Source organism: Carnobacterium sp. (assembly GCF_032094055.1).
Lineage (GTDB): Bacteria > Bacillota > Bacilli > Lactobacillales > Carnobacteriaceae > Carnobacterium_A.
The window spans coordinates 1-25,597 of record NZ_DAMDAK010000027.1 but is presented as its reverse complement, the minus strand read 5'-3'; the positions used below and the strand labels follow the sequence as shown (position 1 = coordinate 25,597).

Annotated in this window: 23 protein-coding genes and 1 riboswitch; of the genes, 8 read left to right on the top strand and 15 right to left on the bottom strand. The window is 38.5% G+C overall.

Translation table 11 applies throughout. The annotated features are described in order from the left end of the window. The 3 genes from RT405_RS05980 to RT405_RS05970 form a co-directional block, all read right to left on the bottom strand. Positions 1-421 (bottom strand): cation-transporting P-type ATPase (locus RT405_RS05980; protein ID WP_313468399.1); only part of this gene is annotated, 421 nt, incomplete at its 3' end. 119 nt (positions 422-540) lie between these two features. After that, positions 541-891, bottom strand: coding sequence for an MGMT family protein (locus RT405_RS05975; protein WP_313468398.1), 351 nt, complete (start codon positions 889-891; stop codon positions 541-543). A gap of 165 nt (positions 892-1,056) precedes the next feature. After that, on the bottom strand, positions 1,057-2,520 hold the full coding sequence (locus RT405_RS05970; protein WP_313468397.1) for an NCS2 family permease: 1,464 nt from the start codon (positions 2,518-2,520) through the stop codon (positions 1,057-1,059). A gap of 193 nt (positions 2,521-2,713) precedes the next feature. After that, a riboswitch (purine riboswitch) is annotated at positions 2,714-2,813 on the bottom strand. Positions 2,814-3,002: 189 nt separating this feature from the next. Here RT405_RS05970 and RT405_RS05965 point away from each other — a divergent pair. Further along, positions 3,003-3,452: a DUF6884 domain-containing protein gene (locus tag RT405_RS05965; RefSeq protein ID WP_313468395.1), complete on the top strand. Its 450-nt coding sequence runs from the start codon at positions 3,003-3,005 to the stop codon at positions 3,450-3,452. A gap of 339 nt (positions 3,453-3,791) precedes the next feature. Then, a complete protein-coding gene (locus RT405_RS05960; RefSeq protein WP_313468393.1) occupies positions 3,792-4,022 on the top strand; it encodes a glutathione reductase in 231 nt (76 codons plus the stop codon). A gap of 242 nt (positions 4,023-4,264) precedes the next feature. Here RT405_RS05960 and gorA read toward each other — a convergent pair whose 3' ends face one another. Together gorA and RT405_RS05950 are read right to left on the bottom strand one after the other, a co-directional pair. Beyond that, positions 4,265-5,617 carry a glutathione-disulfide reductase gene (gene gorA / locus RT405_RS05955; protein WP_313468391.1) on the bottom strand — a complete coding sequence of 451 codons (1,353 nt, stop codon included), beginning with the start codon at positions 5,615-5,617 and terminating at the stop codon, positions 4,265-4,267. A gap of 87 nt (positions 5,618-5,704) precedes the next feature. Beyond that, positions 5,705-6,310, bottom strand: a complete 606-nt coding sequence (locus RT405_RS05950; RefSeq protein WP_313468389.1) for a trimeric intracellular cation channel family protein — start codon at positions 6,308-6,310, stop codon at positions 5,705-5,707. Positions 6,311-6,542: 232 nt separating this feature from the next. Here RT405_RS05950 and RT405_RS05945 point away from each other — a divergent pair, with 232 nt between their 5' ends. The 3 genes from RT405_RS05945 to RT405_RS05935 all read left to right on the top strand — a co-directional run bounded on the left by RT405_RS05945 (position 6,543) and on the right by RT405_RS05935 (position 8,568). Then, positions 6,543-7,118, top strand: coding sequence for a chromate transporter (locus RT405_RS05945; protein WP_313468387.1), 576 nt, complete (start codon positions 6,543-6,545; stop codon positions 7,116-7,118). 1 nt (position 7,119) lies between these two features. Then, entirely contained in the window at positions 7,120-7,692 is a 573-nt protein-coding gene (locus tag RT405_RS05940) for a chromate transporter (RefSeq protein WP_313468385.1), read from the top strand. Between the two features lie 168 nt (positions 7,693-7,860). Then, on the top strand, positions 7,861-8,568 hold the full coding sequence (locus tag RT405_RS05935) for an MgtC/SapB family protein (protein ID WP_313468383.1): 708 nt from the start codon (positions 7,861-7,863) through the stop codon (positions 8,566-8,568). 59 nt (positions 8,569-8,627) lie between these two features. On the opposite strand, the gene RT405_RS05930 is transcribed toward RT405_RS05935, so the two are convergent. The 4 genes from RT405_RS05930 to RT405_RS05915 all read right to left on the bottom strand — a co-directional run bounded on the left by RT405_RS05930 (position 8,628) and on the right by RT405_RS05915 (position 13,697). Further along, positions 8,628-9,653 carry a LacI family DNA-binding transcriptional regulator gene (locus RT405_RS05930; RefSeq protein ID WP_313468381.1) on the bottom strand — a complete coding sequence of 342 codons (1,026 nt, stop codon included), beginning with the start codon at positions 9,651-9,653 and terminating at the stop codon, positions 8,628-8,630. Positions 9,654-9,731: 78 nt separating this feature from the next. Then, the gene (locus RT405_RS05925) at positions 9,732-10,733 is read right to left on the bottom strand and encodes an aldose epimerase family protein (protein ID WP_313468379.1); all 1,002 of its coding nucleotides are present in this window, start codon (positions 10,731-10,733) and stop codon (positions 9,732-9,734) included. After that, a complete protein-coding gene (gene pgmB / locus RT405_RS05920) occupies positions 10,720-11,391 on the bottom strand; it encodes a beta-phosphoglucomutase (protein WP_313468377.1) in 672 nt (223 codons plus the stop codon). Before pgmB ends, RT405_RS05925 begins: the two co-directional genes overlap by 14 nt. A 20-nt stretch (positions 11,392-11,411) precedes the next feature. Further along, positions 11,412-13,697: a glycoside hydrolase family 65 protein gene (locus tag RT405_RS05915; RefSeq protein ID WP_313468375.1), complete on the bottom strand. Its 2,286-nt coding sequence runs from the start codon at positions 13,695-13,697 to the stop codon at positions 11,412-11,414. Between the two features lie 310 nt (positions 13,698-14,007). Here RT405_RS05915 and RT405_RS05910 point away from each other — a divergent pair, with 310 nt between their 5' ends. Then, on the top strand, positions 14,008-15,672 hold the full coding sequence (locus RT405_RS05910; protein WP_313468373.1) for a PTS transporter subunit IIBC: 1,665 nt from the start codon (positions 14,008-14,010) through the stop codon (positions 15,670-15,672). A 4-nt stretch (positions 15,673-15,676) separates the two neighbouring features. Then, positions 15,677-16,522, top strand: a complete 846-nt coding sequence (locus RT405_RS05905) for an endonuclease/exonuclease/phosphatase family protein (protein WP_313468371.1) — start codon at positions 15,677-15,679, stop codon at positions 16,520-16,522. A 46-nt stretch (positions 16,523-16,568) separates the two neighbouring features. On the opposite strand, the gene RT405_RS05900 is transcribed toward RT405_RS05905, so the two are convergent. The 5 genes from RT405_RS05900 to gpmA all read right to left on the bottom strand — a co-directional run bounded on the left by RT405_RS05900 (position 16,569) and on the right by gpmA (position 21,962). Beyond that, positions 16,569-17,105, bottom strand: coding sequence for a YfhO family protein (locus tag RT405_RS05900; RefSeq protein WP_313468369.1), 537 nt, complete (start codon positions 17,103-17,105; stop codon positions 16,569-16,571). Next, positions 17,056-19,290: a YfhO family protein gene (locus tag RT405_RS05895; protein ID WP_313468367.1), complete on the bottom strand. Its 2,235-nt coding sequence runs from the start codon at positions 19,288-19,290 to the stop codon at positions 17,056-17,058. The genes RT405_RS05900 and RT405_RS05895 overlap by 50 nt, the downstream gene beginning before the upstream one ends. A gap of 15 nt (positions 19,291-19,305) precedes the next feature. Then, positions 19,306-19,713 (bottom strand): GtrA family protein, encoded by a 408-nt coding sequence (locus RT405_RS05890; RefSeq protein WP_313468365.1) that lies wholly within the window; start codon positions 19,711-19,713, stop codon positions 19,306-19,308. A 4-nt stretch (positions 19,714-19,717) separates the two neighbouring features. Further along, positions 19,718-20,692 (bottom strand): glycosyltransferase family 2 protein, encoded by a 975-nt coding sequence (locus tag RT405_RS05885; RefSeq protein WP_313468363.1) that lies wholly within the window; start codon positions 20,690-20,692, stop codon positions 19,718-19,720. A gap of 583 nt (positions 20,693-21,275) precedes the next feature. Then, positions 21,276-21,962, bottom strand: a complete 687-nt coding sequence (gene gpmA, locus RT405_RS05880) for a 2,3-diphosphoglycerate-dependent phosphoglycerate mutase (protein ID WP_313468404.1) — start codon at positions 21,960-21,962, stop codon at positions 21,276-21,278. 249 nt (positions 21,963-22,211) lie between these two features. Here gpmA and RT405_RS05875 point away from each other — a divergent pair, with 249 nt between their 5' ends. Then, positions 22,212-24,305: a heavy metal translocating P-type ATPase gene (locus RT405_RS05875; RefSeq protein ID WP_396163355.1), complete on the top strand. Its 2,094-nt coding sequence runs from the start codon at positions 22,212-22,214 to the stop codon at positions 24,303-24,305. 88 nt (positions 24,306-24,393) lie between these two features. Here RT405_RS05875 and RT405_RS05870 read toward each other — a convergent pair. Further along, positions 24,394-25,597 (bottom strand): NAD(P)/FAD-dependent oxidoreductase (locus tag RT405_RS05870; RefSeq protein ID WP_313468361.1); only part of this gene is annotated, 1,204 nt, incomplete at its 5' end.

Genomic DNA, 25,597 nt, shown 5'->3' with positions numbered 1-25,597 from the left:
CACTTTTTAATGAGATCACTGCTCCGTCTCTTCTTACTCGTGCTTCAGGTGACGACATTTCTCTCAGCGCGTTAATGGCTTCTTCAGCTTTCGCTTCCTGAAACACCCCTAAAACAGCATTCAATACTACCACAACAAGGATAATGATCGAATCTGTTACATCCCCAAAAATACCGGAAATTAATGCCGCTGCCAACAAGACTATGATCATAAAGTCCTTAAATTGTTCCAGAAACTTCATCAATAAGCTTTTACTTTTTCCTTCATCCAACTGATTGGGTCCATAGTCGGCAATTCTTTTTTCTGCTTCCTGAGAAGTCAACCCTTCCTTAGTTGATTGCATCTTTTCCAAAACAGTTGATTCATTTTCTGTAAAAAAGGTTTCTTTCAGCTGCTGCTTTTTTACGTTATCATTATCCATCGCTGTTACCTTCCTTCCCTTAAGTAAAAAAATATTAGTGCGCTACCATTCATTATTAAGTTGATTATATCTTTCTCTTATAAGCAAAGCAAAGAATTTGATGAGCTGCTCTCGTTATTTTAGCTCTTTTCAACGTGTGTTGATTTTTCGTGTTCATTTTGAAATGGAGGCTGATAACGGTAGGTTGTTAGATCTATTGTTCCAGACGTTGTAAAATGTATTCCTTCAGCCATTAATTTCTCTTTCTGAGTGAACTTTCCTTCCGGATCGGTCATTCCAATTTCTCCTTTAGCATTGATCACTCGATGCCAAGGCAGATCGTGCTTTTTACTCATGGAATGCAGTATCCTAACAACTTGGCGTGCTCCTCTCGGACTGCCGGCGAGTGCTGCTACTTGTCCATAAGTCATTACTTTTCCAGCTGGAATGTGCTTTAAAATGCAAAGAACCTGTTCTGTGAAAGGCGTCATATTTTTATCTCCTTTTTCTAATTTCCGCGAGGCAAAACGGGCTTACTAGACAGTGAATGAAAAAATTTTAACATACCCTATGGTAAAATAAAACTGCCTCCATAGCTTTCAGTTTACCATGTTCTGAAGGCAATGGAGACAGCGAAATTCTATTTTTTTAAATCATTAAATAAAGGCTAAGACGATGAAGTTTAAAATAAACAGACCAGTAGAGATCCATAGAACGGGATGAATTTCATGTGTTTTCTTTTTGGCTACTTTTACAATAACATAAAAGATAAAACCAGCTGCAATTCCATAAGAAATGCTGTAAGCCAATCCCATAAAAATGGAAGTAAAGAATGCTGGAATTGCTTCTTCTAAATCATCCCATTTGATTTCCAAGAATGAAGACATCATCATGATACCGACAATAATCAGTGAAGGCGCAGTGGCTTGTGTGGGAACAATCGCGATCAAAGAAGAGAAAAAACTAGCTAATAAGAAAAGAACCGCTACTACCACACTGGTCAAACCGGTCCGTCCGCCTGCTCCAATTCCAGCTGCACTTTCGACGAACGTAGTCGTATTGGAAGTACCAAAAATGGCCCCTACAGAAGTTGCAATCGCATCTGCAAACAAAGCTTTATCCATTTTTGATTTGACTCCTGAGCTATTGTCTAAAGCTGCTTCATCTTCTGCAGTAAAAATTCCTGTTTTACGTCCTGTTCCAATAAATGTCCCGATCGTATCAAAAATATCCGATAAACTGAAAGCAAAAATCGTCATCAATACTAATGGCAAACGAGTGACATCTGAGAATAGAGCTTGCATGCCTTCTGTTCCGAATGCAGCTCCAAACGTTACTGTCAATTCAGAAAAAGCATTTCCTAATGAATTATCAGGATCCGAGATTGCTGATAAATCCACAATCCCCATCGGAATACCGATCAGTGTCGTAGCGATGATACCAATCAAAACTGCCCCTCGGACATTTAAAACAATCAACACTACTGTGATGATCAAGCCAATCAAAGCCAATAAAGTACCCTTGCTAGTGAAATCCACTAGCCCGGGAACGATACCGCCGTCTGTTACTACGCTGGTAATGCCGCCTTCATAAGTAGACGTTGCAGCATCAAAAGGAGTATTATTGACAGATTGGATATTGGGAGTTTCAGAAGTAAACTTTAGAAATCCAGCATTTTTAATGCCGATATACGCAACAAATACCCCGATACCTCCGCCAATCGCATGTTGGATTAATTCAGGAATCGATTTGATGATCAATTTTCGTATCTTTGTTACCGTAATAAAAATATTAAATAGTCCACAAATAAACACCATTGCTAAGGCTTCTTGCCAAGTAAAACCTAAAGCAAAAACGACTGTATATGTAAAAAAAGCATTCAAGCCCATACCGGGAGCTTGGGCGTAAGGTACATTTGCAAAAAGTCCCATAACCAATGTGCCAATTGCAGATGCAACCAGCGTAGCTAAAAAAACAGCTTGTGAAGGCATGCCCGTTAACGATAAAATTGCGGGGTTAACAAATATAATATAGGACATTGCGAAAAAAGTAGTGACTCCTGCCATGATTTCTGTTGAAACAGTTGTTTCGTTTTCTTTCAATTTAAAAAAATTTTCCATCTTTTCTATTCCCACCCTATTTATATTTGAAAAGAAATACAAAAAGAAATGGAGCTTCTTTATCTAGTATAATCAACTTTATGAGAAGATAACGCTCATGAAGATAGAGTAAGAGGTTAACTACTGGTACAATCACAAAAAACAGTTAGCACTCTGCCAACCGTTCTGATTCGACTATTTAAGGACAAACAAAAAAAGCGCTTATCCTACTAATAGTCGGAACATTTACGGTGTCCGGTAGAAACTTAAAGCCCATATCGCTTAATTATATTAGAGTATATTCCTTTATCTTCATCAGTATAAATGATTTTTTTGATAAACACAACGAACAAATTAACTATTTCTTTTTATTATAATTAATCGTTCGTGTTTAACTAGTCTTAGCAGTAGTATAACTAGTTTAAATACTACTTATGATCTTTTTTGCTTAAACTTTCTTTTTTGGCAAGCTGATACAAATATCTTTAATGGAAGTGATAAAAATGTTAATTATTCCTAGTGGAAAACCTAAAATTTGGGATAAAAATCCAGATATAAAAACCGTTTCGGCCGATGAAGCCTATACAGGAACTTTTCACAAGCTTTGTCGACAATATGCAGAACAGTTCGGACTTGAGTATGTGATACTCTCTCCTTTCTATGGCTTTTTAAGGCCAAGTGATGCAGTTCCTCATACCTATGATGTCCGTTTCACCCTAAAAGGCGTGAACGCAAACACAATTCTATTGGGAACGTTGAAAAAACAATGGCAAAGTTTAGCTGTAAAAGAAACTGCCATCACTGTCCTGGGTGGTAAAAAATTTGTTTTCTTACTGAACTCTATTGTGAGTAAGGAAACTACTCTTTCGTTTCCTTTAATTAATCGAGGCGGCATCGGTATGATGCAAAAAGCCTTAAAAGAAGCTATCCAAAGGCAGCAACCTCTTCCATAATAACCCATTAAGTTAAGGGAAAATTATTTTTCTAGGACCGCTAAACCTATAACCTATAAAATGGTTTTTCCACATATTTTTTTAAAGTTATCCACTAATTTTTGTGGATAACTAAACTATTTCGTAAACTAGTTCTTATTATTTCAAGCTTAATTGTTCTGTATTTTAGGTTTATTCAGTTTAACCACAGCTTATGAACATAGTTATCCACAAATTGTGCACAACTATAATCAAGGATAGTGTAGCTGATTTTTTTAAGAGGTCTGCGTTTTGTTATCGTTTTAGGGACAGTCCTTGTATAATGAAACTATGAAAGAAAATAAGAGAGGAGAATCTTATATGGAATGGGATCAAGTCAAAGGATACGATCAATTGGATGAAAATCAAATCGAACGACTCAGTCTGGTTTATGCACGACACATGGAGGCTCTAAGCGACCCCACAGTATACGCCAAAGAAAATGTACGCGAAATCAAACGCAACCAAGAACAACACTCATTAGCTCTTTATTTTAAAAATGGAGATGTGATCAACTATACCCCTGAAGGTGAATGGTTTAAATCTGTCTGATGCTCTTTAAAAAATGGAACAAACGAATTCGCTCAATTTAGATTAGATAAGGATTTTGTCCGAACAAGAAAAGCAGGCTCAAAAGTTAAACATAGTAAAAAAAACGTAGGAAGCTGCCAAATATTTTTGGCGCTTTCTACGTTTTTCGCATCTCTTCTTAATTGAGTTGTGTGACCTAGACGCTTTGCAATTTAGATACTTATTTTAAGGATCAACCTTTGCCTTTGCTCTGTTCATCTTGATTATTTCATGGTTACGAATTCTTCTGCTCCAGTCGGGTGGATAGCTACTGTGTCATCGAAGTCAGCTTTCGTTGCTCCCATTTTGATAGCTACTGCAAATCCTTGCAGCATTTCATCCATACCGGCGCCCATTCCATGCAAACCGATAACTTTTTCTTCTGGTCCACAACAAACCAGTTTCATATAAGTCTTTTGTCTATTTTCAGTAATAGAACTGTGCATGGCTGTAAAACGCGTTTCATATGTTTTGATTTGCGCTTGGCCATATTGATCAATTGCTTGTTCTTCCGTCATTCCAACCGTACCGATTGGCGGATGGGTAAAGACAACTGTGGGGACGTTATTGTAATCCAAATGCTCCATCGGTTTATTGTTAAATAAGCGTTCAGATAAACGTCTCCCGGCCGCAATTGCAACAGGAGTCAGTTCAATATGCCCTGTAACATCGCCGATAGCATAAATTCCTTTGACGGATGTGTTTTGGAATTCATCTACTTTGATATAACCTCCATCATTTACAGCCACATCTGTCGCTGCCAAATTCAAATTACTTGTGTTTGGCTCCCGGCCGATCGCCCAAATAATAGCATCGGTTTCGTGCGCTGTTCCATCTTCTAAATGAAGAGTCAAACTGCCGTCTTCATTTTTTTCAACTTTTTCGGGGACTGCATACGTATGCAAAGTTGCGCCTTCCCGTTCCATTGTTTCAACTAATCCTTCTACGATGATGGAATCAAAGTTGCGCAAAGGAGCATGTTGGCGAACAAATAAGTGTGTATCTGATCCTAATCCATGCAGAACACCCGCTAATTCTACTGCAATATACCCAGCTCCTACTACAGCTGTCCGTTTGGGCAATTCCGTCATTTCAAAGAAACCATCTGAATCTACTCCATATTCAGCACCTGGAATATCTGGGAACACCGGTTTTCCGCCGGTAGCAATCAAAATATGATCGGCTGTATACTGTTCCCCGTTCACTTCAACGGTTTTATTGTCTATAAACTTAGCATACCCATGAACGAAATCTACTTCGTTACTGTCTAAGCCTTTTTGATAACTGCCGTGCAGGCGTTCAATAAACGTTTCTCTATTTTGAACTAATTTGGCAAAGTTTAAATTTTTTGATGGAATATCAATACCGTAATCTGGTGCATACAAATTCATTTCATCCATCATTTGTGCTCCATGCCACATAATTTTCTTAGGTACGCACCCTACATTCACACAGGTACCGCCGATGGCATTTCCTTCTATTAAAACGCCTTTAGCTCCATGCATTCCTGCACGGTTGATTGAAGCGATCCCGCCGCTTCCGCCACCAATAGCAATATAATCATACTGTTTCGCCATTTTTTCTCCTACTTTCTTTCGAGTATTAAGTTAAGTATAGGGAGTTTGCTATTAAAAAGAAAGTAAAAAATTTGTTTGCTCTTTCTACTACTCCTTAAGTTTGCGGACAGGAATTTTCCAATGATATACAAAAGATAAAATGCGTAAGGTAGTAAAAACAATAAAGAGCAGATAGAGATGTGTCGTTGTCGTGGCCCATCTCATCCCAATGAATATCCCGATCAGAAGAACCCATAATCCATAAATTACTTCGCCTAAAACGATTGGCTGCCGGTGTGACAGCAAATCGCGCAAAATCCCTCCGCCAGTTGCTGTCACTAGCGCAGAAACCACTACCGCCCCAACAGGCAAATCTAATTTCACCGCTACTATTGAACCTTGAATTGAAAAAGCAATCAGACCAATCGCATCAAAAAAATTTCCCCATAATTCTCTGCTTGCTAGAAAAATAGATGGAAAAAGCAAGATCAATGTAATCGCTATAATTGAAATGTAGAATAATTTACTTTGATTCCACAATTGATAGTCTGGTTCATCAATCAATATACTGCGAATGGCTCCTCCACCAAAGGCTGTTAGAATCCCGAATAAGTACACTCCGAATAAATCATACTTTTTTTCCATTGCAATCAATCCACCTTGCAATGAAAATGAAATGGTTCCTATGATGGTAAATATTTCCCAAGTTCCCATTACGTCTTCTCTCCATTCTAAAATTAACCAAGAATTAAGCTAACTAACATTTATTCTTTCTCTTATTCTTCATTATTATTAAATAGTTTGTTCGTTTTTGCAATTCAGTTGCTTGACTCCTAATTACCATAACAGGAAAACCAGATAGGATATGCAAATCTTTCTGAAACCAATCGATTTTCATGTATACTAGAACCAAATAAGTAAAAATAGAACTGAGGAGGAAGTTTTTTTGGAAAAAGACAAAAAATTTTATTGGACATTATTTTCGTCTACTTTTACATTAAGCGCCTTTACCTTTGGCGGCGGTTATATTATTGTGCCTTTGATGCAGAAACGATTCGTTAAGGAATTAAATTGGATTGATGAGGAAGAAATGATGGACTTAGTGGCTATCGGGCAATCTGCTCCTGGACCGATCGCTGTGAACACGTCCATTATTATTGGTTACCGTATGGCTGGATTTCTTGGAGCTCTTATAGCAACATTAGGAACTATTTTTCCTCCTTTAATTATCATTACAATAATTTCTTACTTTTATATTGCTTTCCGTGATAACCCTATTATTAATGCCCTTTTATTTGGTATGCAAGCAGGAGTGGCTGCAGTTATTGTAGATGTGGTTATCAATATGAGTTCTGATATTATAAAGGCAAAATATACTTTGCCCATTGTTGTTATGTTTCTAGCTTTTATTGCGACAGCTATTTTTAATGTTAATATTGTTCTGATCCTATTTATTTGCGGCTTGATCGGTGCTTATGCGACTCACCGCGCGAACCTTCTAGCTAAAAAGGAGGAGAAGTAAATTGATTTATTTACAATTATTTTGGAGTTTTTTCCAAGTAGGATTGTTTAGTTTCGGTGGCGGATACGCTGCACTTCCTCTGATTCAAGAGCAAGTGCTTGAAGTTCATCCATGGCTATCTTCAACTGAATTTATTGATATTTTAACGATTTCACAAATGACACCTGGTCCGATCGCAATCAATACAGCAACATTTGTTGGAACAAAAATTGCTGGAATGCCTGGTGCTATAGTTGCTACATTGGGTTGTGTAACGCCTTCTGCTATACTCGTTTTGACGTTGGCCACATTGTATTATAAATATAAAGGACTGAGCATGGTTCAAGGTATTATTAAAGGACTGCGGCCAGCTGTCGTTGCTCTGATTGCTTCTGCCGGTCTCTCTATTCTATTGACTGCTTTATTCAATGATGATACCTTTCCTATTCACTTCGCTGATTTAAATTGGGTTGCTTTCGTTCTGTTTTTATTAAGTTTGGTTATCTTAAGAAAATTCAAATTAAATCCGATTTACATTATGCTGTTTGCGGGAGCTCTTGGTGTGCTTTATCATTTCCTTACAGCATTTGCTTAACTTTAATCATATATGTACAAAAAAGATAGAAGCTAAACCTATATGTGGACTTGGCTTCTATCTTTTTAAAGGTTTTTATTAGGGGAAATACTTTTTTTTGTTTATACTTAATTAAAAGCTACTTAACGCCCATTTCTTCAATTTTTTTGTGAAAGGCTGGTAGACCCTATGTTTGAATTAGACTATTTTGAAATTACCGGACGCATGATCGCAGCGGTTATTTTTGGAAGTATCATCGGCTATGAACGAGAAACGCGCGGACATAACGCTGGTCTTCGGACTCATATTCTGGTAGCTGTCGGTTCAGCTTTGATTGCTTTAATCCAGACACAAGCCACTTATACGACTGTTAAAATGGCTTTAGTCAACCCAGATTTGCTGCAGATCCTCAACACAGATATGACACGGATGACAGCGCAAATTGTCAGCGGTATCGGATTTTTAGGTGCCGGAACCATCATTGTTACCAAAAGAAGTGTGACTGGATTGACTACTGCGGCTTCTATCTGGGCCGTTGCGGGGCTTGGTATTGCTGTTGGTATGGGGTATTATTTTATTGCTGTCACAGGTTGTATCATTATTCTAGCAACTTTGCGGCTAATCAAAAGATTTTTCCGGATAGAAGATCTTAAAAAAATTGAAGTTTATTACCATCATCGAGAAAAAACACGAAAAGAAATCAAAAAGTATTTTGATGAAAAAGACATCCAGCTAGTTGATTTAGAATACTCCGTTGACTTAAAAGATCCTTCGAACCCACTTTATTTGAATCTGTATACGATCAGCTTGTCAGAAAAAATTGACTCCACTACTGTCGTAGAAGATTTATCTAATTTAGACAACATTATTCGAATCCATACCATTAAAGACCGCTAAAAATCAGATAAAAAAACATTCTTTTAAGTAAGAATGTTTTTTTGTTGAAAATTTCAGTTTTACTCTATTTTGCTCTTGCATGAATCTCGTTCAATGATTTTATGCGGTAAAATAACTTTCATTGCTATTGTTTGTCTACCTTCAATAAACTCAACCAACTTCTCCACTACCTGACTACTCAAATAGTCAATATGAACGTCGATAGAAGTTAACGCTGGTTGGATCATCTCAGCAAAAATAGAATTATTGAAGCTGATGATTGAAATATCATTTGGAACTGATAATCCGATGTCTTTCAATAAATGTGTTAGACTCATAGCTACTATATCATCACTCGCCACTACTGCCGTTGGATGTTCGTCAGCCAGAAATAACGAAGCCAGCTGCTGCTTATTTTCTGTATCTTGAAAAGCTTCTGCTACAATATACGTTGGGTCAATGGCTATGTCTGCTGCCACCAAGGCCTGTTGGTAACCAGATAGTCGTTCAGCTGTAACCATTTCACCTACATCGCTGCAAATATAGGCTATTTTTTGATGATTTAGTCCAATCAAATAATTTGCTGCGTCTTTTCCTGCTAGCTGGTTATCGTTATCAACATATAAGATTTCATTTTCATACTGATAAGGTTTTCCAATAATAGCGTAATGCAAATTCTCTTGGTGCAGATAATTGATCACTTGGTCTTCTTTTTTAGAATATAACACGATAAAACCGTCTGCCCGACCGCCTTTTGCCATCATTCGGATACTTTCCAGCAATTCTTCTTCTGTTGTTCCTGAAGCAATCGCCACCATGTATTTTTTCTCGTTACAAGTCTTGCTGATGCCGCGAATCATTTCTAAGAAGAAAGGGTTCTGAAAGACCGCCCCACCAGATACAGGCAAAATGACTCCAATCGTTCGTGTATTTTTATTTACCAAGCCTCGTGCGGCCAAATTAGGTTGATACCCAAGTTCTTTCATTATTAAGCGAACTTTCTTTTTCGTTTTTTCGCTAATACTGGGATGATCTTGAATCGTTCGCGAAACAGTTGAAGTCGCCACACCTGCTTTTTTTGCAACATCTTTAATCGTGATCGCCATCTGCTCACTCCCTCAACCTCTAGTATCTTTATTTCTTTCTCTTATCATAAGTTAGAAACTAACGACTGGCAAGCCTTTTCAAGCAGAAAAATGATAGGTTGTTTGTGAAAAGTACCGTTCCCCTGGTTTCAAAACGATCGATTGAAAATGAGGATGATGAACAGAATCCGGCAGCTCCTGGGTTTCTAAAGCAATTCCCAAGTGACTGCACATTTTCTTACCCATTACTAGATAATCTTCATCCATCCCTGTTGTCGAGAAAACAACGACTGCTTCTCGAGTCGTACGAATTGCTACTTGCCGGCCGCTTTTCGGCTCGCTAAGCCGCATGTCTCCTGTCGTCAATTTAAAGGGTGTATCATAACCAGCAGGTTGCTTTTCCAATGCTTCGCACATAAAAATAGGCGTTCGGAAATCATAAGGTGTTCCATCAACTGGGTACAACCTTCCCGTTGGACATTTGTCAGTACCAACTTCAGCATAAACATCACTGGAAATTTGTAGTTTATGGTCTAAAATAGTTCGTTTTGCAGTCCCACTCAAGTTGAAATACGTATGGTTCGTTGGATTAAACAACGTCGCTGCATCCGTTTCTGCTTGAATGACCATATTCCAAACAGCATTTTCAGTCCATCGATAAGTTACTTTTACCGTTACATTTCCGGGATACCCATTGTCTCCTGCTGGACTTGTATGAGTAAAAACAATATCGATAAAATCAGCAGCTTCATTCACTTCAGCATCCCATACAATTTGACTGAAATTGGGTTGTCCGCCATGAATATGATGCAGTCCTTCATTTTGAGTCAATTGATGCGTTCCCCATGCGCCATTTTTGATTCGTCCCGCTACACGCCCGATTAACGCACCAAAGTAAGGCGAGTCCTGAACGTACTCTTCTAGTGTATCGAAACCCAATACCACATTTTCACAGTTTCCGTTACGATCGGGTACCTCAATACCGGTCACGACCGCTCCGTAATTTAAACACCGAAAAAGGGCCCCTTTAGTAGTTGTCAGTTGGTATTCTGTTATTTCTTGATCGCCTATCCAACCAAATCGTCGTTTAGTGAATTCCAACAGACTCAGCCCAGACAGCGGTCAACAATTCTACAGTCAACTCATTCGTCGAGGGCACAACTTTAGCAGCCGCTCCCAACGTTGTTTCATCTCCAACAGCTATTGCTGCCATACCGGCACTATTGATGGATTGAACTCCTGCCGCTGCATCTTCGATTCCGATGCATTCTTGAACCGACACATTCAATTGCTCAGCCCCTGTTTCAAATATTTCCGGATGAGGTTTTCCAGCAGATAATTTAGCCGGATCTACGATCGTATCAAATAATTCTTCGAGTCCTAACTTTTCTAAAATAACGGGACCGTTTTGGCTCGCTGAAGCCAATCCCAACAAAACGCCTTTTTCTTTTAGTTCATCTAATAACGTTTTGATTCCAGGCAAGATATCTTTAGCAGACATTTGCTCGATCATTTTTTTATAGACCCCATTTTTCTTCGTTGCCAATGCCTCTTTTTCTGCAACTGTAAACTGTTCTTCCAAGCCGCCTTTAGCTAAGATCAAAGCTAAAGACTCTGTACGGCTCATGCCTTTCAGTTGTTCATTAAAGGCTTCATCCAATTCAATTCCTAATTCTGCACCTAGCTTCTTCCATGCTTGATAATGGTAATCGGCTGTGTCTGTCAAGATACCGTCTAAATCAAATAATACAGCTTTCATCTTTTCTCCGCCTTCCTATCCTACTGTACTGTTACTTTTGCAGCTTTTGTTGCGCAACTGTATTGGCTGGTTAACAAAATAATTTCTTCGTAGATTTTCATCTCTAACGGATCACCGATCACTAATTCAATCGTTGTAGCGGTTTGGGTCACAGTGATTTTCAATAAGCGTCTTCGGTAATTGATGTGGAATTCATAATGAGTCCAGTTTGTCGGCAATAATGGAGCAAACGCTAATGTTTCATTCGCTGTGCGCATACCCGCAAAGCCCTCTACGATCGTTAACCAGCTGCCGGTCATTGATGTAATGTGCAGCCCATCTTCCGTATCGTTATTGTAGTTGTCTAGATCCAATCGAGCTGTACGGCTGTACAATTCAACCGCTTTGTCCATTCGGTGTAAATCGGCTGCCAAAATCGCATGGATACTTGGTGAAAGACTCGATTCATGAACGGTCATCGGTTCATAGAAATCGAAATTTCGTTGTTTTTCTTCTTGAGAAAATTCTTCTTTAAAGAAATAAATCCCTTGCAAGACATCGGCTTGTTTGATAAAAGGTGAACGCAAGATTTTATCCCACGACCAATTTTGACTCAAAGGCAACTCGCTTGGAGCGAGCTCCGTGACCGGACGCAATTCTTTGTCCATAAAAGTATCGTGCTGGATAAAGACACCTTTTTCAGCATCATACGGATAATACATTTTTTCAATAATGGCTTTCCATTCTTTTACTTCAGCTTTCGTTACATTTAAGGCCTCTTTTTTGTTTGGTACTTTTTCTAAAGCAGCCAATGTGTAGTTCAGTGTCCAAACCGCAATCGTGTTTGTGTACCAATTGTTATTGACATTGTTTTCATATTCATTAGGACCAGTGACTCCATGCATCATATATTGATCTTTTCCTTGATGATAATGGACACGGTCTGCCCAGAACCGGCTGATTCCAACCAAAACATCCAGCCCTTTATCTATCAAATAACTTTCATCGCCGGTATAATTTGTATAATTGTAAATAGCATAAGCCATCGCTCCGTTGCGGTGAATTTCCTCGAATGTAATTTCCCATTCGTTGTGGCATTCAACTCCAGTGAACGTTACCATTGGGTAAAGTGCTCCGTTTAACCCTTGTTGGCGCGCGTTGTGTTCAGCTTGCGGCAATTGATTGTGGCGATAAGTCAGTAAATTTTTAGTCACTTGTTGATCGGTCAACGCTAAGTACAATGGGACAGCATACGCTTCTGTATCCCAGTACGTTGCTCCACCATATTTTTCGCCTGTAAAGCCTTTCGGACCAATGTTTAAACGCTCATCTTCACCATAGTAGGTTGAGAATAATTGGAATAGATTGTAGCGAATCCCTTGTTGCGCAGCACTATCGCCTCCAATGATCACATCCGCTTTCGCCCAACGCTCTTGCCATAAGTCAGCGTGTTGTTTTCTCAATTCTGCAAAAGAAACAGAATCCAAATCAGCACTCATCGCCTGGCTGCGCGTTCCTACTTCTTCTTTTGAACTATCTCGTGAAGTCGTCAAAATAATCAACTTTTCAATAGACACTTGTTCGCCTGCTGCTAGTTTTCCAACGAACTCTTCATTGACACACATATCCGATACAGTATCGCAAATTTTTTCAACGCCAACGGTACGATTTAACATCGTTGCAGCCACTGTAAACTGTTCAATCCCAAAGTCATTTGGTTTTGTTTCAACAATCAACGTGTTTTTCATTGCCGTTACCGGTAGCCAGAACTTTTCTTCGTAATTTGAATCTTCATTTGTCACGTTGCCGTCTAGACCTGGCACAAAACGTACGTCAACGGCTTCATTCAAACTTGTTACATTCATTCGAATCGCACACAATTCTTTTTGAGCCAGACTGACAAATCGTTCAACTTCAACTTGTACTTGCTTTCCGTTCTTCTCAACGATGTAACGGCGCGATAAAATTCCCGTCTGCATATCAAGCTCCATTTCAAATTCATGAATGGTATCACTATATAAGTCTACTGCCTCTCCATCTATAAACAAATCCAATTGGATAAAATTCATGGAATTGATGACTTTGCCAAAATAATCGGGATAACCGTTCTTCCACCAGCCGACACGCGTTTTATCTGGATACCAAACGCCAGCTAAGTAACTGCCTTGATGATGGTCTCCTGAATAGCGCTCTTCAAAGTTTCCTCTCATCCCCATATAACCGTTTCCAATACTGGTCAAACTTTCTTGTAATCTCCTTTGTTCTTTATCCAATGTTTGTGTTTTGATTTTCCATTCGTCTAATTCAAATAATCGCTTTTTTTCCATTTTCTTCCTCCTCGAACTGCTTTATTCGTATACCTTAAACTGTACAGCAGACTTTTTAATGTTCTATCGCAATCATAAACGCAAACGATTGCGTTGTCAATTTCGATTCGGTTCAAATTTTATCCCTATTAGCCTTTGAATACTATAGAGAGTAGTTTTAAACACTGCAATTTAATAAGCAAAACTGTTACCGGTAACAACTTATTTATTTCGTTCTCTTACTCGGAAATCGCTTGCAACTTCATTTTAAAGCACTTATACTTAAAGCAATCGTTTGCATTAATTAACTTATTTAAGGAGATGAACAAAAATGAAAAAAATGTTTTCATTTGATTTTTGGCAAAAACTCGGAAAGGCTTTAATGGTCGTGATTGCTGTTATGCCTGCTGCAGGCTTAATGATCAGTATCGGTAAAATGATCGTCATGTTTGGAGGCGATATTCAATTATTATCCGTCATAGGAAATGTGATGGAAAGTTTAGGTTGGGGTGTCATTGGTAATTTACATATTCTTTTTGCCGCTGCTATTGGGGGCTCTTGGGCTAAAGAACGGGCTGGCGGAGCATTTGCAGCCTTGTTAGCTTTTATTTTGATCAATATCACTACTGGTTCTATTTTTGGTATCTCGTCAGAAATGCTGGTTACTGAAGGTGCCACGACCAAAACCTTATTTGGTTCAGAAATTTTAGTTGATGGCTACTTTACGTCTGTTCTTGGTGCTCCTGCTTTAAACATGGGCGTTTTTGTTGGTATTATTTCAGGTTTTGTTGGAGCAATTGTTTTTAATAAATACTACAACTACCGGAAATTGCCGGAAGCTCTTTCCTTTTTTAACGGAAAACGCTTTGTTCCTTTCGTAGTCATCTTATGGTCTGTGATCGTTCCTATCGGCTTAGCGCTTGTTTGGCCAGTGGTTCAAACAGGGATCAACAATTTTGGTCAATGGATCGCAACTTCTGCTGATACCGCTCCTGTTTTAGCACCATTCGTTTATGGAACATTAGAACGTCTCTTACTGCCTTTTGGATTACATCATATGTTGACCATTCCAGTGAACTATACAGCTCTCGGCGGAACCTATACGATTTTAACGGGTGCTAATGCCGGCTCTCAAGTATTTGGACAAGATCCATTATGGTTGGCTTGGGTAAGCGATTTAGTCAATTTAAAAAATAGCGGTGATATGACTGCCTATAATGATTTATTAACGTCTATTATCCCTGCTCGTTTCAAAGTTGGACAAATGATTGGCGCCAGTGGAACTTTAATGGGTGTAGCTTTAGCTATGTATCGCCGTACAGATGTCGATAAACGCAAAAAATACAAATCCATCTTTTTTTCAGCAGCTATTGCGGTTTTCTTAACAGGAGTGACTGAACCGCTTGAATTCATGTTCATGTTTGCAGCACCTCTCTTATACGTTGTTTATGCAGTGCTTCAAGGAATGTCTTTTGCTTTAGCTGACCTTATTCCTTTACGCGTTCATTCGTTTGGAAATTTAGAATTCCTAACTCGTGTACCGATGTCGGTCAACGCTGGCTTAACATGGGATGTCATCAATTTTGTCCTTAGCAGTATCGTTTTCTTTGGACTTGCATATTTTGTTTCTTACTACTTGATCGGCCGTTTCAAAATTGCTACACCTGGTCGTTTAGGCAACTATATTGATGAATCTTCGACTGAAGAAGCTATTGATTCAGCTGCCGTTTCAACAGGAAAAGCTGTTCCAGCAGCAAGTGCACAAGTCCAAGACATCATCACTCTTTTAGGAGGTCCAACAAATATTTCTGATGTCGATGCTTGTATGACTCGTTTACGGGTCACAGTAAAAGACCCAGCAATCGTTGGTGATGAATCTGCTTGGAAAAAACTAGGCGCTTTAGGACTGATCAAAAAAAATAACGGTATCCAAGCGGTGTATGGTCCGAAAGCGGACGTCTTGAAATCAGATATCCTGGATGCTTTAGGAGAATAGATAGTTGAAATTATTGACTTTAAACACTCACAGCTGGTTAGAAGAACAACCGGACACTAAGTTAGATGCGCTTGTCGAAACCATACTAGCCAATCAATTTGATGTGATTGCTTTCCAAGAAGTAAACCAATCCATTGATGAGTCTGTTATAGATGTATCCAATCACTTTGCTTATCAAGCTGCTGAGTCTACTATTCAAATCAAACGAAACAATTTTGCTTTCTTCGTGCAGCAAAAATTGGAACAAGCCGGATTACGGTATGCCTGGACTTGGCAGCCGACTCATATTGGTTACGATATTTATGATGAAGGTTTAGCATTTTTGAGCCTTCATCCGATCCAAGAGATCAAAACCTTTTACGCTTCCAAAAGTAAAGCATATGAGAATTATAAAACGCGTCTTGTGTTGGGCGTTCAAATTGAAGATAGTTGGTATTTTAACCTTCACTTAGGTTGGTGGGAAGATGAAAATGATTCATTTAAAGATCAATGGTTAAAATGTTCTGCTGTTTTCGATTCTTTGCCGGGACCCGTTTATTTAATGGGTGATTTCAATAACCCCGCTCAAGCTAAGAATGAAGGATATGAGCTGGTATGCCAAAAATGGTTTGATACTTTTCACTTGGCTGCAAAACGAGATACAGGATATACCGTTGAAAAAAATATTGACGGGTGGTCTGAGAATAATGAACCATTAAGAATTGATTTTATTTTTACAAACCAACCTATCCATATTCTTATCTCTAAAGTCTTCTTTAATGGACTAAATAGTCCAATCGTTTCTGATCATTATGGTGTCAGTATAGAACTAGCAAAAGAAAAAGCTCCTATTTATAGCGAATCTGACTAACAAAAATCCCTTAACTCACATTTTCAAAAGATGAGTTAAGGGATTTTTAATTATTTTTCCTTCTTTTTTGTTGAACCATTTGATTTACGATTGTCAATAGAACTCCTAAGAAAGTGGCTGCCATTCCAGCTTTTAAGAAGGGTGTTTGATAAGTAAAGGTAATTTTTGATTGGCCTTTATCTAAAGGCACACCAACAAAACCTTCGTTCACTCGGATCGTATCGACTGGTTTCCCATTTACTTCAGCTTGCCAGCCGCTTGTAAAAGGGATCGTTGTCGTTAAGACACTGTCCTTTTCTTGGTAAACTGTTCCTTTAATCTCTTCATTTTTGAAAGTAGTGATCGTTAACGCATTTTCCTTTTTAGCCTTGACCCGTTGTTGGTAAGCATCATCTAATGGCAGGGTTAATACTTGGATGTTTGCCAAATCATAGCTGCCGATTCGATCGAACTGCAAACTGATCGTTTGGTTTTTTTGATTGCTTGTTTGATACCCTAAATGAAACAGCATCTTCTTACGCGGGATATAAGAACTAAAACTGAGTAAATCTGATTGGTAAATACTTTTTCGCTGATCGCCCATTTTCAGTACAGCCGGTTTTGGACGGAACTGGTTCAAAATGCAATCCCTCTAAATACACAAAGACGGCTGTTTGATTTATTTCATTCGGGTCTTTAATCGTAATATTCACTTTTCCATTCGGGTCTTTGACCACAATTTGTTGATCTCTTAGTTCAACCTTAGTTTCATTATCTGAAGACATTTCAATCGGTAAAGATTTCACTCCAAATTTCTCATCAAATAGCTCTAATTTCTCTGTAAGTCCTTCTTTTGCATTTACCACAGTTCCATAAGATAAAAAGGCTTCTTTTTCAATGGGATTCAATTCTTCAAAATCAGATTCTGGCAAATAAACTGATTCTGCATAAGCAAAAGGATAAGCTAAACTAGTTTCTGCTACAATAAAGGAGCGGCCTTTCGTTTCTTTTTTAGCTGTAACATGATAACCATAAGGCAAGTACTTTTCATTTTTTTCTTCTGTCACAATCGCTTGCACACTCAAGAAATGATTCATAATGCTGCGGTCATCAAATCCATTTCTAACTGGTTGGATCAATTGAAACTGTCCGTTTTCTAATTGCCGAGCAAAATTAGCCACTTGACCGTTTGTAATTGAAAGATAGGAAGATAATCCCATTCTCTCTAATAAGATCATTTGATTTTTAATCTTTCTGTCTTGTGAAGTAACTCCTATTCGATAAATTTCTTTATCGTGTTCTTGAATCAATTTTTCAGCGCCGCCAAATGTAGCTGAGTATGCCTCGTCTGCTGTGCCATAGTCAAGTAAGGTTTCCATTGTATTTTTTCCCCAAGGATAATAATACCCCATTGCATTATAAGCTAAATTTCCCATGATCAATGCTAGTAATAAAAAGGAAAGTCCTTGCTTATCGAACGGCTGTAATGTTTGTCTTTGTCGTTTGATGGAAATGATGAATAAGACACCCCACATTGCCCAAGCAAAGAGCAGTGGAGCCAGATACATGAAGCGATAACCCGTTACTCGAATAGAAATCCCAGTGACTAAAGTAAAGAAAAGCAGCGAAGCAACCATTGCCATTAAGTCACGCTTCATTAACTGGAATCGTTGATTATACAAATAGGCCGCTCCCCACGCTAAGAAAAACGGCAGTGCAAATGTCCAACGATTGTATGGACCGGAAAAGCCGTTCATGATCGAGCCAAATGCCGGTAGTAGCAACATACATCCAAAGATAAATAATAGACTGACAATAAAACTGAATTTTCTCTTATGGCGGATAATATAAGGAATCACTAACATGACAAATGCCGAAAATCCAAGCGCAGTCCATAAATAACTACCAGGAATAAAAAAATTCCGAATCAGAGCCACATAATATTCTGCCGGATATACCCATAATCCTTGCGCAAATTTGCTGGAAGCTTCTCTGGAAGACTGCAAAAAACTCCAAACGACTGGAAAAAATACGATACCGGAAAGTAAGACGCCAATAGCATAAGAATAAATAGCGGTCCAAATGAAAGGAAGGATTCTTTTGATTTCTTTTCTGCCATATAAATGAAAATAACGTACTAACGCGTAAAGAAAAATTAAAATAGTCAACATATAAAAAAAGTAAAAATTACTAAACGCTCCCAGAAAGATACTTCCTATAAAAAGAGCATTTGACTGACGATGCAAAATGCGTTCCATTCCTAAACACAACAATGGGAATAAAATCATCGGCAACAGAAAAAAAGGATGCCGTGTAGCACTCAATACCACATAATAAGTAAACGTATAAATCAGTGAACCAATCAAAGCCCCAGGCAGATCAACTTCTATTTTTCGGCAAAATACTAAAAAAGAACCGCCTATTGCATACATCCGTAATAAAATTAAAACATGAAACGCCAGTTCCGTTTGGCTGGCCGGGAACAATAACCCTAAATAAACAAAAGGGTCTCCAATAACATAGTACCCATATGAACCGATGACATCCGCACCTAAACCAATACTCCAGTCCCATTGTTCTATGCCTGCTGAAGGATGATGCAAGAAGTTACGAATGATTTCTAAGTATTCTTTAAAGATCAAATAATGTTGGCTAAATCCGTCGCTTTCCCAGATAAACGACTTCTGCACAATAAAAAAATAACCATAAATCAAGGCCACCATAATGATAAACAAAAATGTGTAACTATAGATAGGATGAGATCGTCTCTTTTTGTTAAAGGCATTCATGGCGTCCCTTCCTTTCTATTTAAAAATAAACCATTTACTGAAGAAGTAATTCAATACCACTACAATAAACTGTGTTGCCAACTTGGCTAGATTTGAATCTAATTCAAGCCCGCCTACCAAAATCCACATACTCAGCATATCGAACCCAGCTGAAACCAAGCGGAAGCTGCAGAACAGAAGGAACTCTTTCAACCAAGCTTGTGTCGTTATGGTTTCAGATTTAAAGACGTATTTTTTGTTTGTAAAAAATGCAAATAGAATAGATAGTACAATAGAAATCGCATTTGCAATTAGGTACTGAACATCTAATAAAGAATTAAATACAAAAAATACCACCACATTGACTAACGTTGTCAGTCCTCCAAATACTAGATAATTGATTATTTCTTCATTCTTTTGATAAAGTCTTTTTAATGTTGACATTTTTTTATCTTGCACCACTTTCATCTCTATTCGATTTTTGTTGTTTTTCCTCTTCTTCTGAGTATTCCTGAATAAAATATAAGGGCCGTTCTTTTGTTTCAATAAATACTCGTCCTAAATACTCGCCGATTACACCCAATGAAATCAATTGAATACCGCCAAGAAATAAAATCCCCGCAATAATAGAAGCATAGCCTGCTGTTTCAGTTCCAAAAGCCAAAGTTTTTATTAGTTCAAATATTAAATACGCAAATGCAAATAACGAAATAACGAAACCGACGATAGACCATATTTTCAAAGGAATTGTGCTGTAAGAAGTAATTCCATCCAAAGCCAATTTGACCAATTCTGAAAACTTCCATTTGCTTTCACCAGCCGCTCTAGGTTCAGCTACATAAGCAATTTCTTTCTTTTTAAACCCAATCCAGCCGTACATCCCTTTTGTATAACGTTCTTGCTCGCGCAAAGTTGTCAGCGCCTGGATACATTTTTTGTCTAATAAGCGAAAGTCGCCTGCTTGCGGATAAACTTTTTCTTTGGCTACCTTTTGTAAAAGTTGATAATATACTTTTGAAGCCCATTTTTTAAACCATTTTTCGCCTTCTCTTGCTTTTCGGATAGCATACACATCATCGTAACCAGCTTCCCACCAGTCTAGCATTTCTCCAAACAATTCAGGAGGTTGTTGTAAATCAGCATCGATAATGATCGCTGCATCTCCTTGAATGTGATCGAATCCCGCTAACATAGCAATTTCTTTACCAAAATTCCGTGATAAATCAATATACTGCACTCGCTGATCCTGCTTTTTAAATTGCTTAAGCTTATCCAATGTTCCATCAGAACTGCCGTCATTTACAAATAAAAAATTAAACTCATAATTCAGTAAAGCTGCACAAACAGCTGTCAGTCTTTCATACATCTGATCAATAATCGCTTCTTCGTTATAGGCAGGAATTAGTATTGTAATATTTTTCATCTTATCCAACCTTTCACTTGTTAATCAACTCTCTAAAAATTATTTGAATTATTCTTAGTATAACCTGTAAAAAAACGGTCGTCTATTCTATTTACTTGCTTATCTATTTTTTAGATAAGATCCCTAAAAAAGGAACAAATACTTAAACCCATCTTTTTGTGTCGAATTGTTCATTAAACTGGCTCTAGCTACACTACTGCCTGTTTTTCAGCTTTTATTGTGAGATAGATACCTATTAGCCGCTGCAGAACAAAAGCAAAAATTGTGAGCTGCTTGATCTTTCAACATTTCTTTTCTCTATTTTTTTATAAAATCCAATCTATAAAAAATAAAGGGTCGAGACTAAGTCTCAACCCTCTTCCCTTTTTCTTAACTATTTTTCTTAAACATGCTCCAAAAGGCAGGCTCGACGTCCACTTCACGAATAATGCTCGATGGTCGGTGACCATACTGCGCTTATTCGCTCCAGTTGCCTTAGCCCTTGCAGCTTTAGCTGCTTAGGGATATGGTATGCGAGGTAGAAGTTTCGAGTCTAAACGCCTTTTGTCCCACTCTCCTCTTTTCTATTGCTCAATGTTTTTTCTTAAAGGTAGTATTTTTTGATCACTGACAACTCATCATCTAATTCATAAACAAGAGGTTGTCCAGTCGGTATTTCTAATTCCATGATATCTTCGTCAGAAATTTCTTCAATGTATTTTGCCAAAGCACGCAAAGAATTCCCGTGAGCAGCTACTAAAACAGTTTTCCCCTCTAGTACAGCTGGTGCAATTTGATCTTCCCAAAATGGAATAACTCTTGCCAATGTAGTTTTCAAGTCTTCTCCCATTGGAACGACACGCTTTTGCAGATTAGCGTAGCGACGATCATTTAAAGCTGAATTAGGATCATCAGGTTTTAATAAAGGAGGCAACGTATCATATGACCGACGCCAAAGTTGAACTTGTTCGATCCCATATTTGTCAGCCGTCGCTTTTTTATTAAGGCCTTGCAAAGCTCCATAGTGACGTTCGTTTAAACGCCAAGTTTTGATTTCCGGCACCCAAAGCTGATCAGAATCTTCTAAGACGATATGGCAGGGCTTAATGGCACGTTTCAAAACAGATGTGAACGCCATATCCAACTCAATTCCTGCTTCTTTCAATTTATGTCCTGCTTCATGAGCTTCTTTCACTCCTGCATCACTTAGATTCACATCAACCCAACCAGTAAATTGGTTTAACGCATTCCATTCACTTTGCCCGTGACGCACAAATACAATTCTTCTCACATTTATCCCTACTCTCACTATTTAGTCTCCATATTTATTGTACACCTTGTATGGATTCAAATGCACATAAAATGATTGGTAGAGTTATTGAACCTTACTAAATCAATAAAAAGGCTTCAGCATTTAAGTTTTTGTCTTTTTAAATACCTGCAAATCATTTGACATTTCTTAATGAACATTGTAAGCTTCAGGTAACGAACGTTTACATTTGTAAACAAAATAGATTTTTGTAATCAAGGAGGAATTCAGATGTCTGATAAAAAACAACCTACAAACCATTCTGACCATACCAAACACCAGGCTATGGAACAAGTAGATCATAGCAAGATGAATCATGAAGCAATGAACCATAGTAAAATGGATCACGGTTCGATGGATCATTCGATGCATATGGGAAACTTAAAACAGAAATTTTTTATTTCTTTGATTTTGGCCATTCCGATTATTTTGCTTTCGCCAATGATGGGCGTTGCCTTGCCTTTTCAATTTTCCTTTAATGGTTCGGATTGGGTCGTTTTAATCTTAGCTTCTATTTTATTCTTTTACGGCGGAATGCCTTTCTTACAAGGTGCCAAGATGGAGCTTCAAGGAAAAAACCCAGCGATGATGACCTTGATTTCTTTAGGAATTTCGGTTTCTTATTTCTACAGTGTTTATGCATTCATTGCTAATAACCTCCTTCACACTCAAAATCACGTGATGGATTTCTTCTGGGAACTGGCCACGCTGATTTTAATTATGCTGCTTGGGCATTGGATTGAAATGAATGCTGTTAGCAATGCGGGCAATGCTCTGCAAAAGATGGCCGAATTATTGCCTGGAACAGCCAATGTACTTGATGAAGAAGGAAATACTGTTGAAGTTGCGCTAAAAGAAGTGCATGTTGGAGACAAAATCGTTGTAAAAGCCGGCGGAAAAATTCCGACTGATGGAATTATTATTAACGGACAAACAACTGTTAATGAATCCATGGTCACTGGTGAAGCAAAAGATGTTACGAAAAAAGAGCAAGACAAAGTCATCGGAGGTTCCATCAACGGATCAGGAACCATTTCCATCGATGTGACAGGAACAGGCGAATCCGGTTACTTGTCGCAAGTCATGGCACTCGTTAGCAGCGCTCAACAAGAAAAATCAAAAGTAGAGTCGCTTTCAGATAAAGTTGCTAAATTGCTTTTCTATGTAGCTTTAGCTGTTGGTATTTTAGCTTTTATTATTTGGCTAACGGTTACAAAAGATCTGAACATTGCTTTAGAACGAATGGTGACCGTCTTCATTATCGCTTGTCCACATGCCCTTGGTTTGGCTATTCCACTAGCAACAGCCCGGTCCACTTCTTTAGGAGCTCAAAATGGGTTGTTGGTCAAAAACAGACAAGCTTTAGAAGTTGCAAAAAAAGTGGATGTCATTATGATGGACAAAACCGGAACCTTAACAGAAGGCAATTTTACAGTCTCAGCCTTTAAATCTTTTTCAACGGACTATACTGAAAATGACGTTTTGGAATATATGGGAGCGTTAGAAAAAGACTCCAGTCACCCGCTTTCCATTGGAGTGCTAAAAAAATTGGAAGAATTAAACTTAACCACTCCTGCAGCAACAGACACTTCAACCATTCCGGGTGTGGGAATCAAAGGAACCATTGATCACCAAACGGTTAAGATCGTCAGCGTCGCTTATCTAACTAAAAAAGGTATCTCTTACGATCAGCAACTTTTTTCTGAATTGTCCACTAAAGGTAATTCGGTTAGCTTCTTGCTGGTCAACGATAAAAATATCGGCTTAGTTGCACAAGGCGATCAAATCAAACCAGAAGCCAAAACCATGATCCAAGCCTTAAAAGCTCAAAACATCAAACCGGTCATGTTAACTGGCGACAATCAGCAAGCAGCTGCTGCCGTTGCTCAACAACTTGGAATCGATGATGTCCATGCAGAATTACTGCCTGAAGACAAAGAAAAACTCGTTAAGGAATACAAAAATAACGGTTTAGTTGTCATGATGGTCGGAGATGGAGTCAATGATGCGCCAAGCCTAGTCAGAGCTAATGTCGGTGTTGCGATCGGGGCCGGAACCGATGTAGCCGTAGATTCAGCTGATGTGATCCTAGTCAAAAGCGATCCAGCAGATATTCTCCATTTCTTATCTCTAGCTAAAAATACTTCTAAAAAGATGGTTCAAAATTTATGGTGGGGAGCTGGCTACAACATCGTCGCAATTCCTTTAGCAGCAGGAGCGCTGGCTTTTGCGGGAATTCTCTTAAGCCCTGCAGTAGGCGCCATTATCATGTCCTTTAGTACAGTGATCGTAGCTGTAAACGCTATGTTGTTGAAAATCGACTAAACATCTAAATAAAACATCTCCAGCAACGGATCTGAAGTCGTTGCTGGAGATGTTTTTAGTTTGGTCTGGAGTTCCATAAAGATAAAATTTAAGCATAAATCGACGTTAAGTCGCTAGCAACGGTTGGGTAAGCCAAAATCAACTGTGCTACATCCTCTGCTGGTGTTTTTTGATCAATCAAAATACTCAAGAAATTGATTAAATCGTCAGCTCTTTTATTGATGCAGGTTGCTCCGACTAATAATCCTGTTTTACGTTCTGTAATGACTTTGATTTTCGAAACGGGTTCGTTCACCCGATGGTAGCTGAACCAAGACGTTGCATCAATATCCGAAATGTCATAATCCTCTTCTTGTTCAGATGCTTTTGCAGCCGTTATTCCAGTTTGAGCTAATTTAGGGCTGGAAAAAATTGTGGTTGGAATACTTGGATAAGCAATTTTTTCTGTTGTTTCACCTGTCAGATAATGAACCAAATAACTTCCTTCAAAGGTAGATACAGGTGTCAGTTTGGGCTGGTTTTTCGACAACACATCGCCACAAGCAAAAATAGCCGTATTGCTAGTTTGTAAATACTCATTGACTTTGATGCCTTTTTTGTCAGCTGTTACCCCCGCATTTTCTAATTTCAACTCATCTATATTTGGGACCCGGCCGGTCGAACAAAACACTAGATCACTGGTCAATTCAAACTCTTTTCCATCTGTTAAAATGAAAGAGTCGGCTTTTTTCTCAATTTTTTTAATGTCAATGTTGAAATGAAATGTCACGCCTTTTGTTTCCAATTGATGTACGATTTCTTTTACATAATCTGCATCAAAAGCTTTCAGTGGACGGTCGTTGTGATGAATCAAATGAACTTCAGCTCCTGCAGCATTAGCGATAGCTGCCAGTTCAAAAGCAATATATCCGCCGCCGACAAAAGTAAGGGTTTCAGGCATTTCTCGCAAAGATAGAAAATCATTACTGGTTAAGAAGTGCTCTTTTCCTTCAATCGGTAAAATAGACGGTTTAGCACCCGCAGCAATGACAAAGCGTTCCGCTGTCAACTTATCTCCATTTACTTGAAGTGTTTTTTCCTCCGTAAACTGAGCACTGCCAGTAAAGGTTTCTACCCCCGCTGACCGCAAACTTTCATGACTAGTTTTGGGGACGGGCTTCGTAAACGTTTCTTTAAATGCCATTAATTCAGGCCAATTGACTTGAGGAGTAGCAGAAAAGCCTTTACCAGCTAATTGAGTAACCGCATCTTTAGCTTCTACAGCTGAGACTAATGCTTTTTTAGGGTCACAA

Coding starts and splice junctions, on each gene's coding strand:
- RT405_RS05975 (WP_313468398.1), bottom strand. CDS start 891: ATGACGCCTTTCACAGAACAGGTTCTTTGCATTTTAAAGCACATTCCA.
- RT405_RS05970 (WP_313468397.1), bottom strand. CDS start 2,520: ATGGAAAATTTTTTTAAATTGAAAGAAAACGAAACAACTGTTTCAACA.
- RT405_RS05965 (WP_313468395.1), top strand. CDS start 3,003: ATGTTAATTATTCCTAGTGGAAAACCTAAAATTTGGGATAAAAATCCA.
- RT405_RS05960 (WP_313468393.1), top strand. CDS start 3,792: ATGGAATGGGATCAAGTCAAAGGATACGATCAATTGGATGAAAATCAA.
- gorA (WP_313468391.1), bottom strand. CDS start 5,617: ATGGCGAAACAGTATGATTATATTGCTATTGGTGGCGGAAGCGGCGGG.
- RT405_RS05950 (WP_313468389.1), bottom strand. CDS start 6,310: ATGGGAACTTGGGAAATATTTACCATCATAGGAACCATTTCATTTTCA.
- RT405_RS05935 (WP_313468383.1), top strand. CDS start 7,861: ATGTTTGAATTAGACTATTTTGAAATTACCGGACGCATGATCGCAGCG.
- RT405_RS05930 (WP_313468381.1), bottom strand. CDS start 9,653: ATGGCGATCACGATTAAAGATGTTGCAAAAAAAGCAGGTGTGGCGACT.
- pgmB (WP_313468377.1), bottom strand. CDS start 11,391: ATGAAAGCTGTATTATTTGATTTAGACGGTATCTTGACAGACACAGCC.
- RT405_RS05915 (WP_313468375.1), bottom strand. CDS start 13,697: ATGGAAAAAAAGCGATTATTTGAATTAGACGAATGGAAAATCAAAACA.
- RT405_RS05910 (WP_313468373.1), top strand. CDS start 14,008: ATGAAAAAAATGTTTTCATTTGATTTTTGGCAAAAACTCGGAAAGGCT.
- RT405_RS05900 (WP_313468369.1), bottom strand. CDS start 17,105: ATGGGCGATCAGCGAAAAAGTATTTACCAATCAGATTTACTCAGTTTT.
- RT405_RS05895 (WP_313468367.1), bottom strand. CDS start 19,290: ATGAATGCCTTTAACAAAAAGAGACGATCTCATCCTATCTATAGTTAC.
- RT405_RS05890 (WP_313468365.1), bottom strand. CDS start 19,713: ATGTCAACATTAAAAAGACTTTATCAAAAGAATGAAGAAATAATCAAT.
- RT405_RS05885 (WP_313468363.1), bottom strand. CDS start 20,692: ATGAAAAATATTACAATACTAATTCCTGCCTATAACGAAGAAGCGATT.
- RT405_RS05875 (WP_396163355.1), top strand. CDS start 22,212: ATGTCTGATAAAAAACAACCTACAAACCATTCTGACCATACCAAACAC.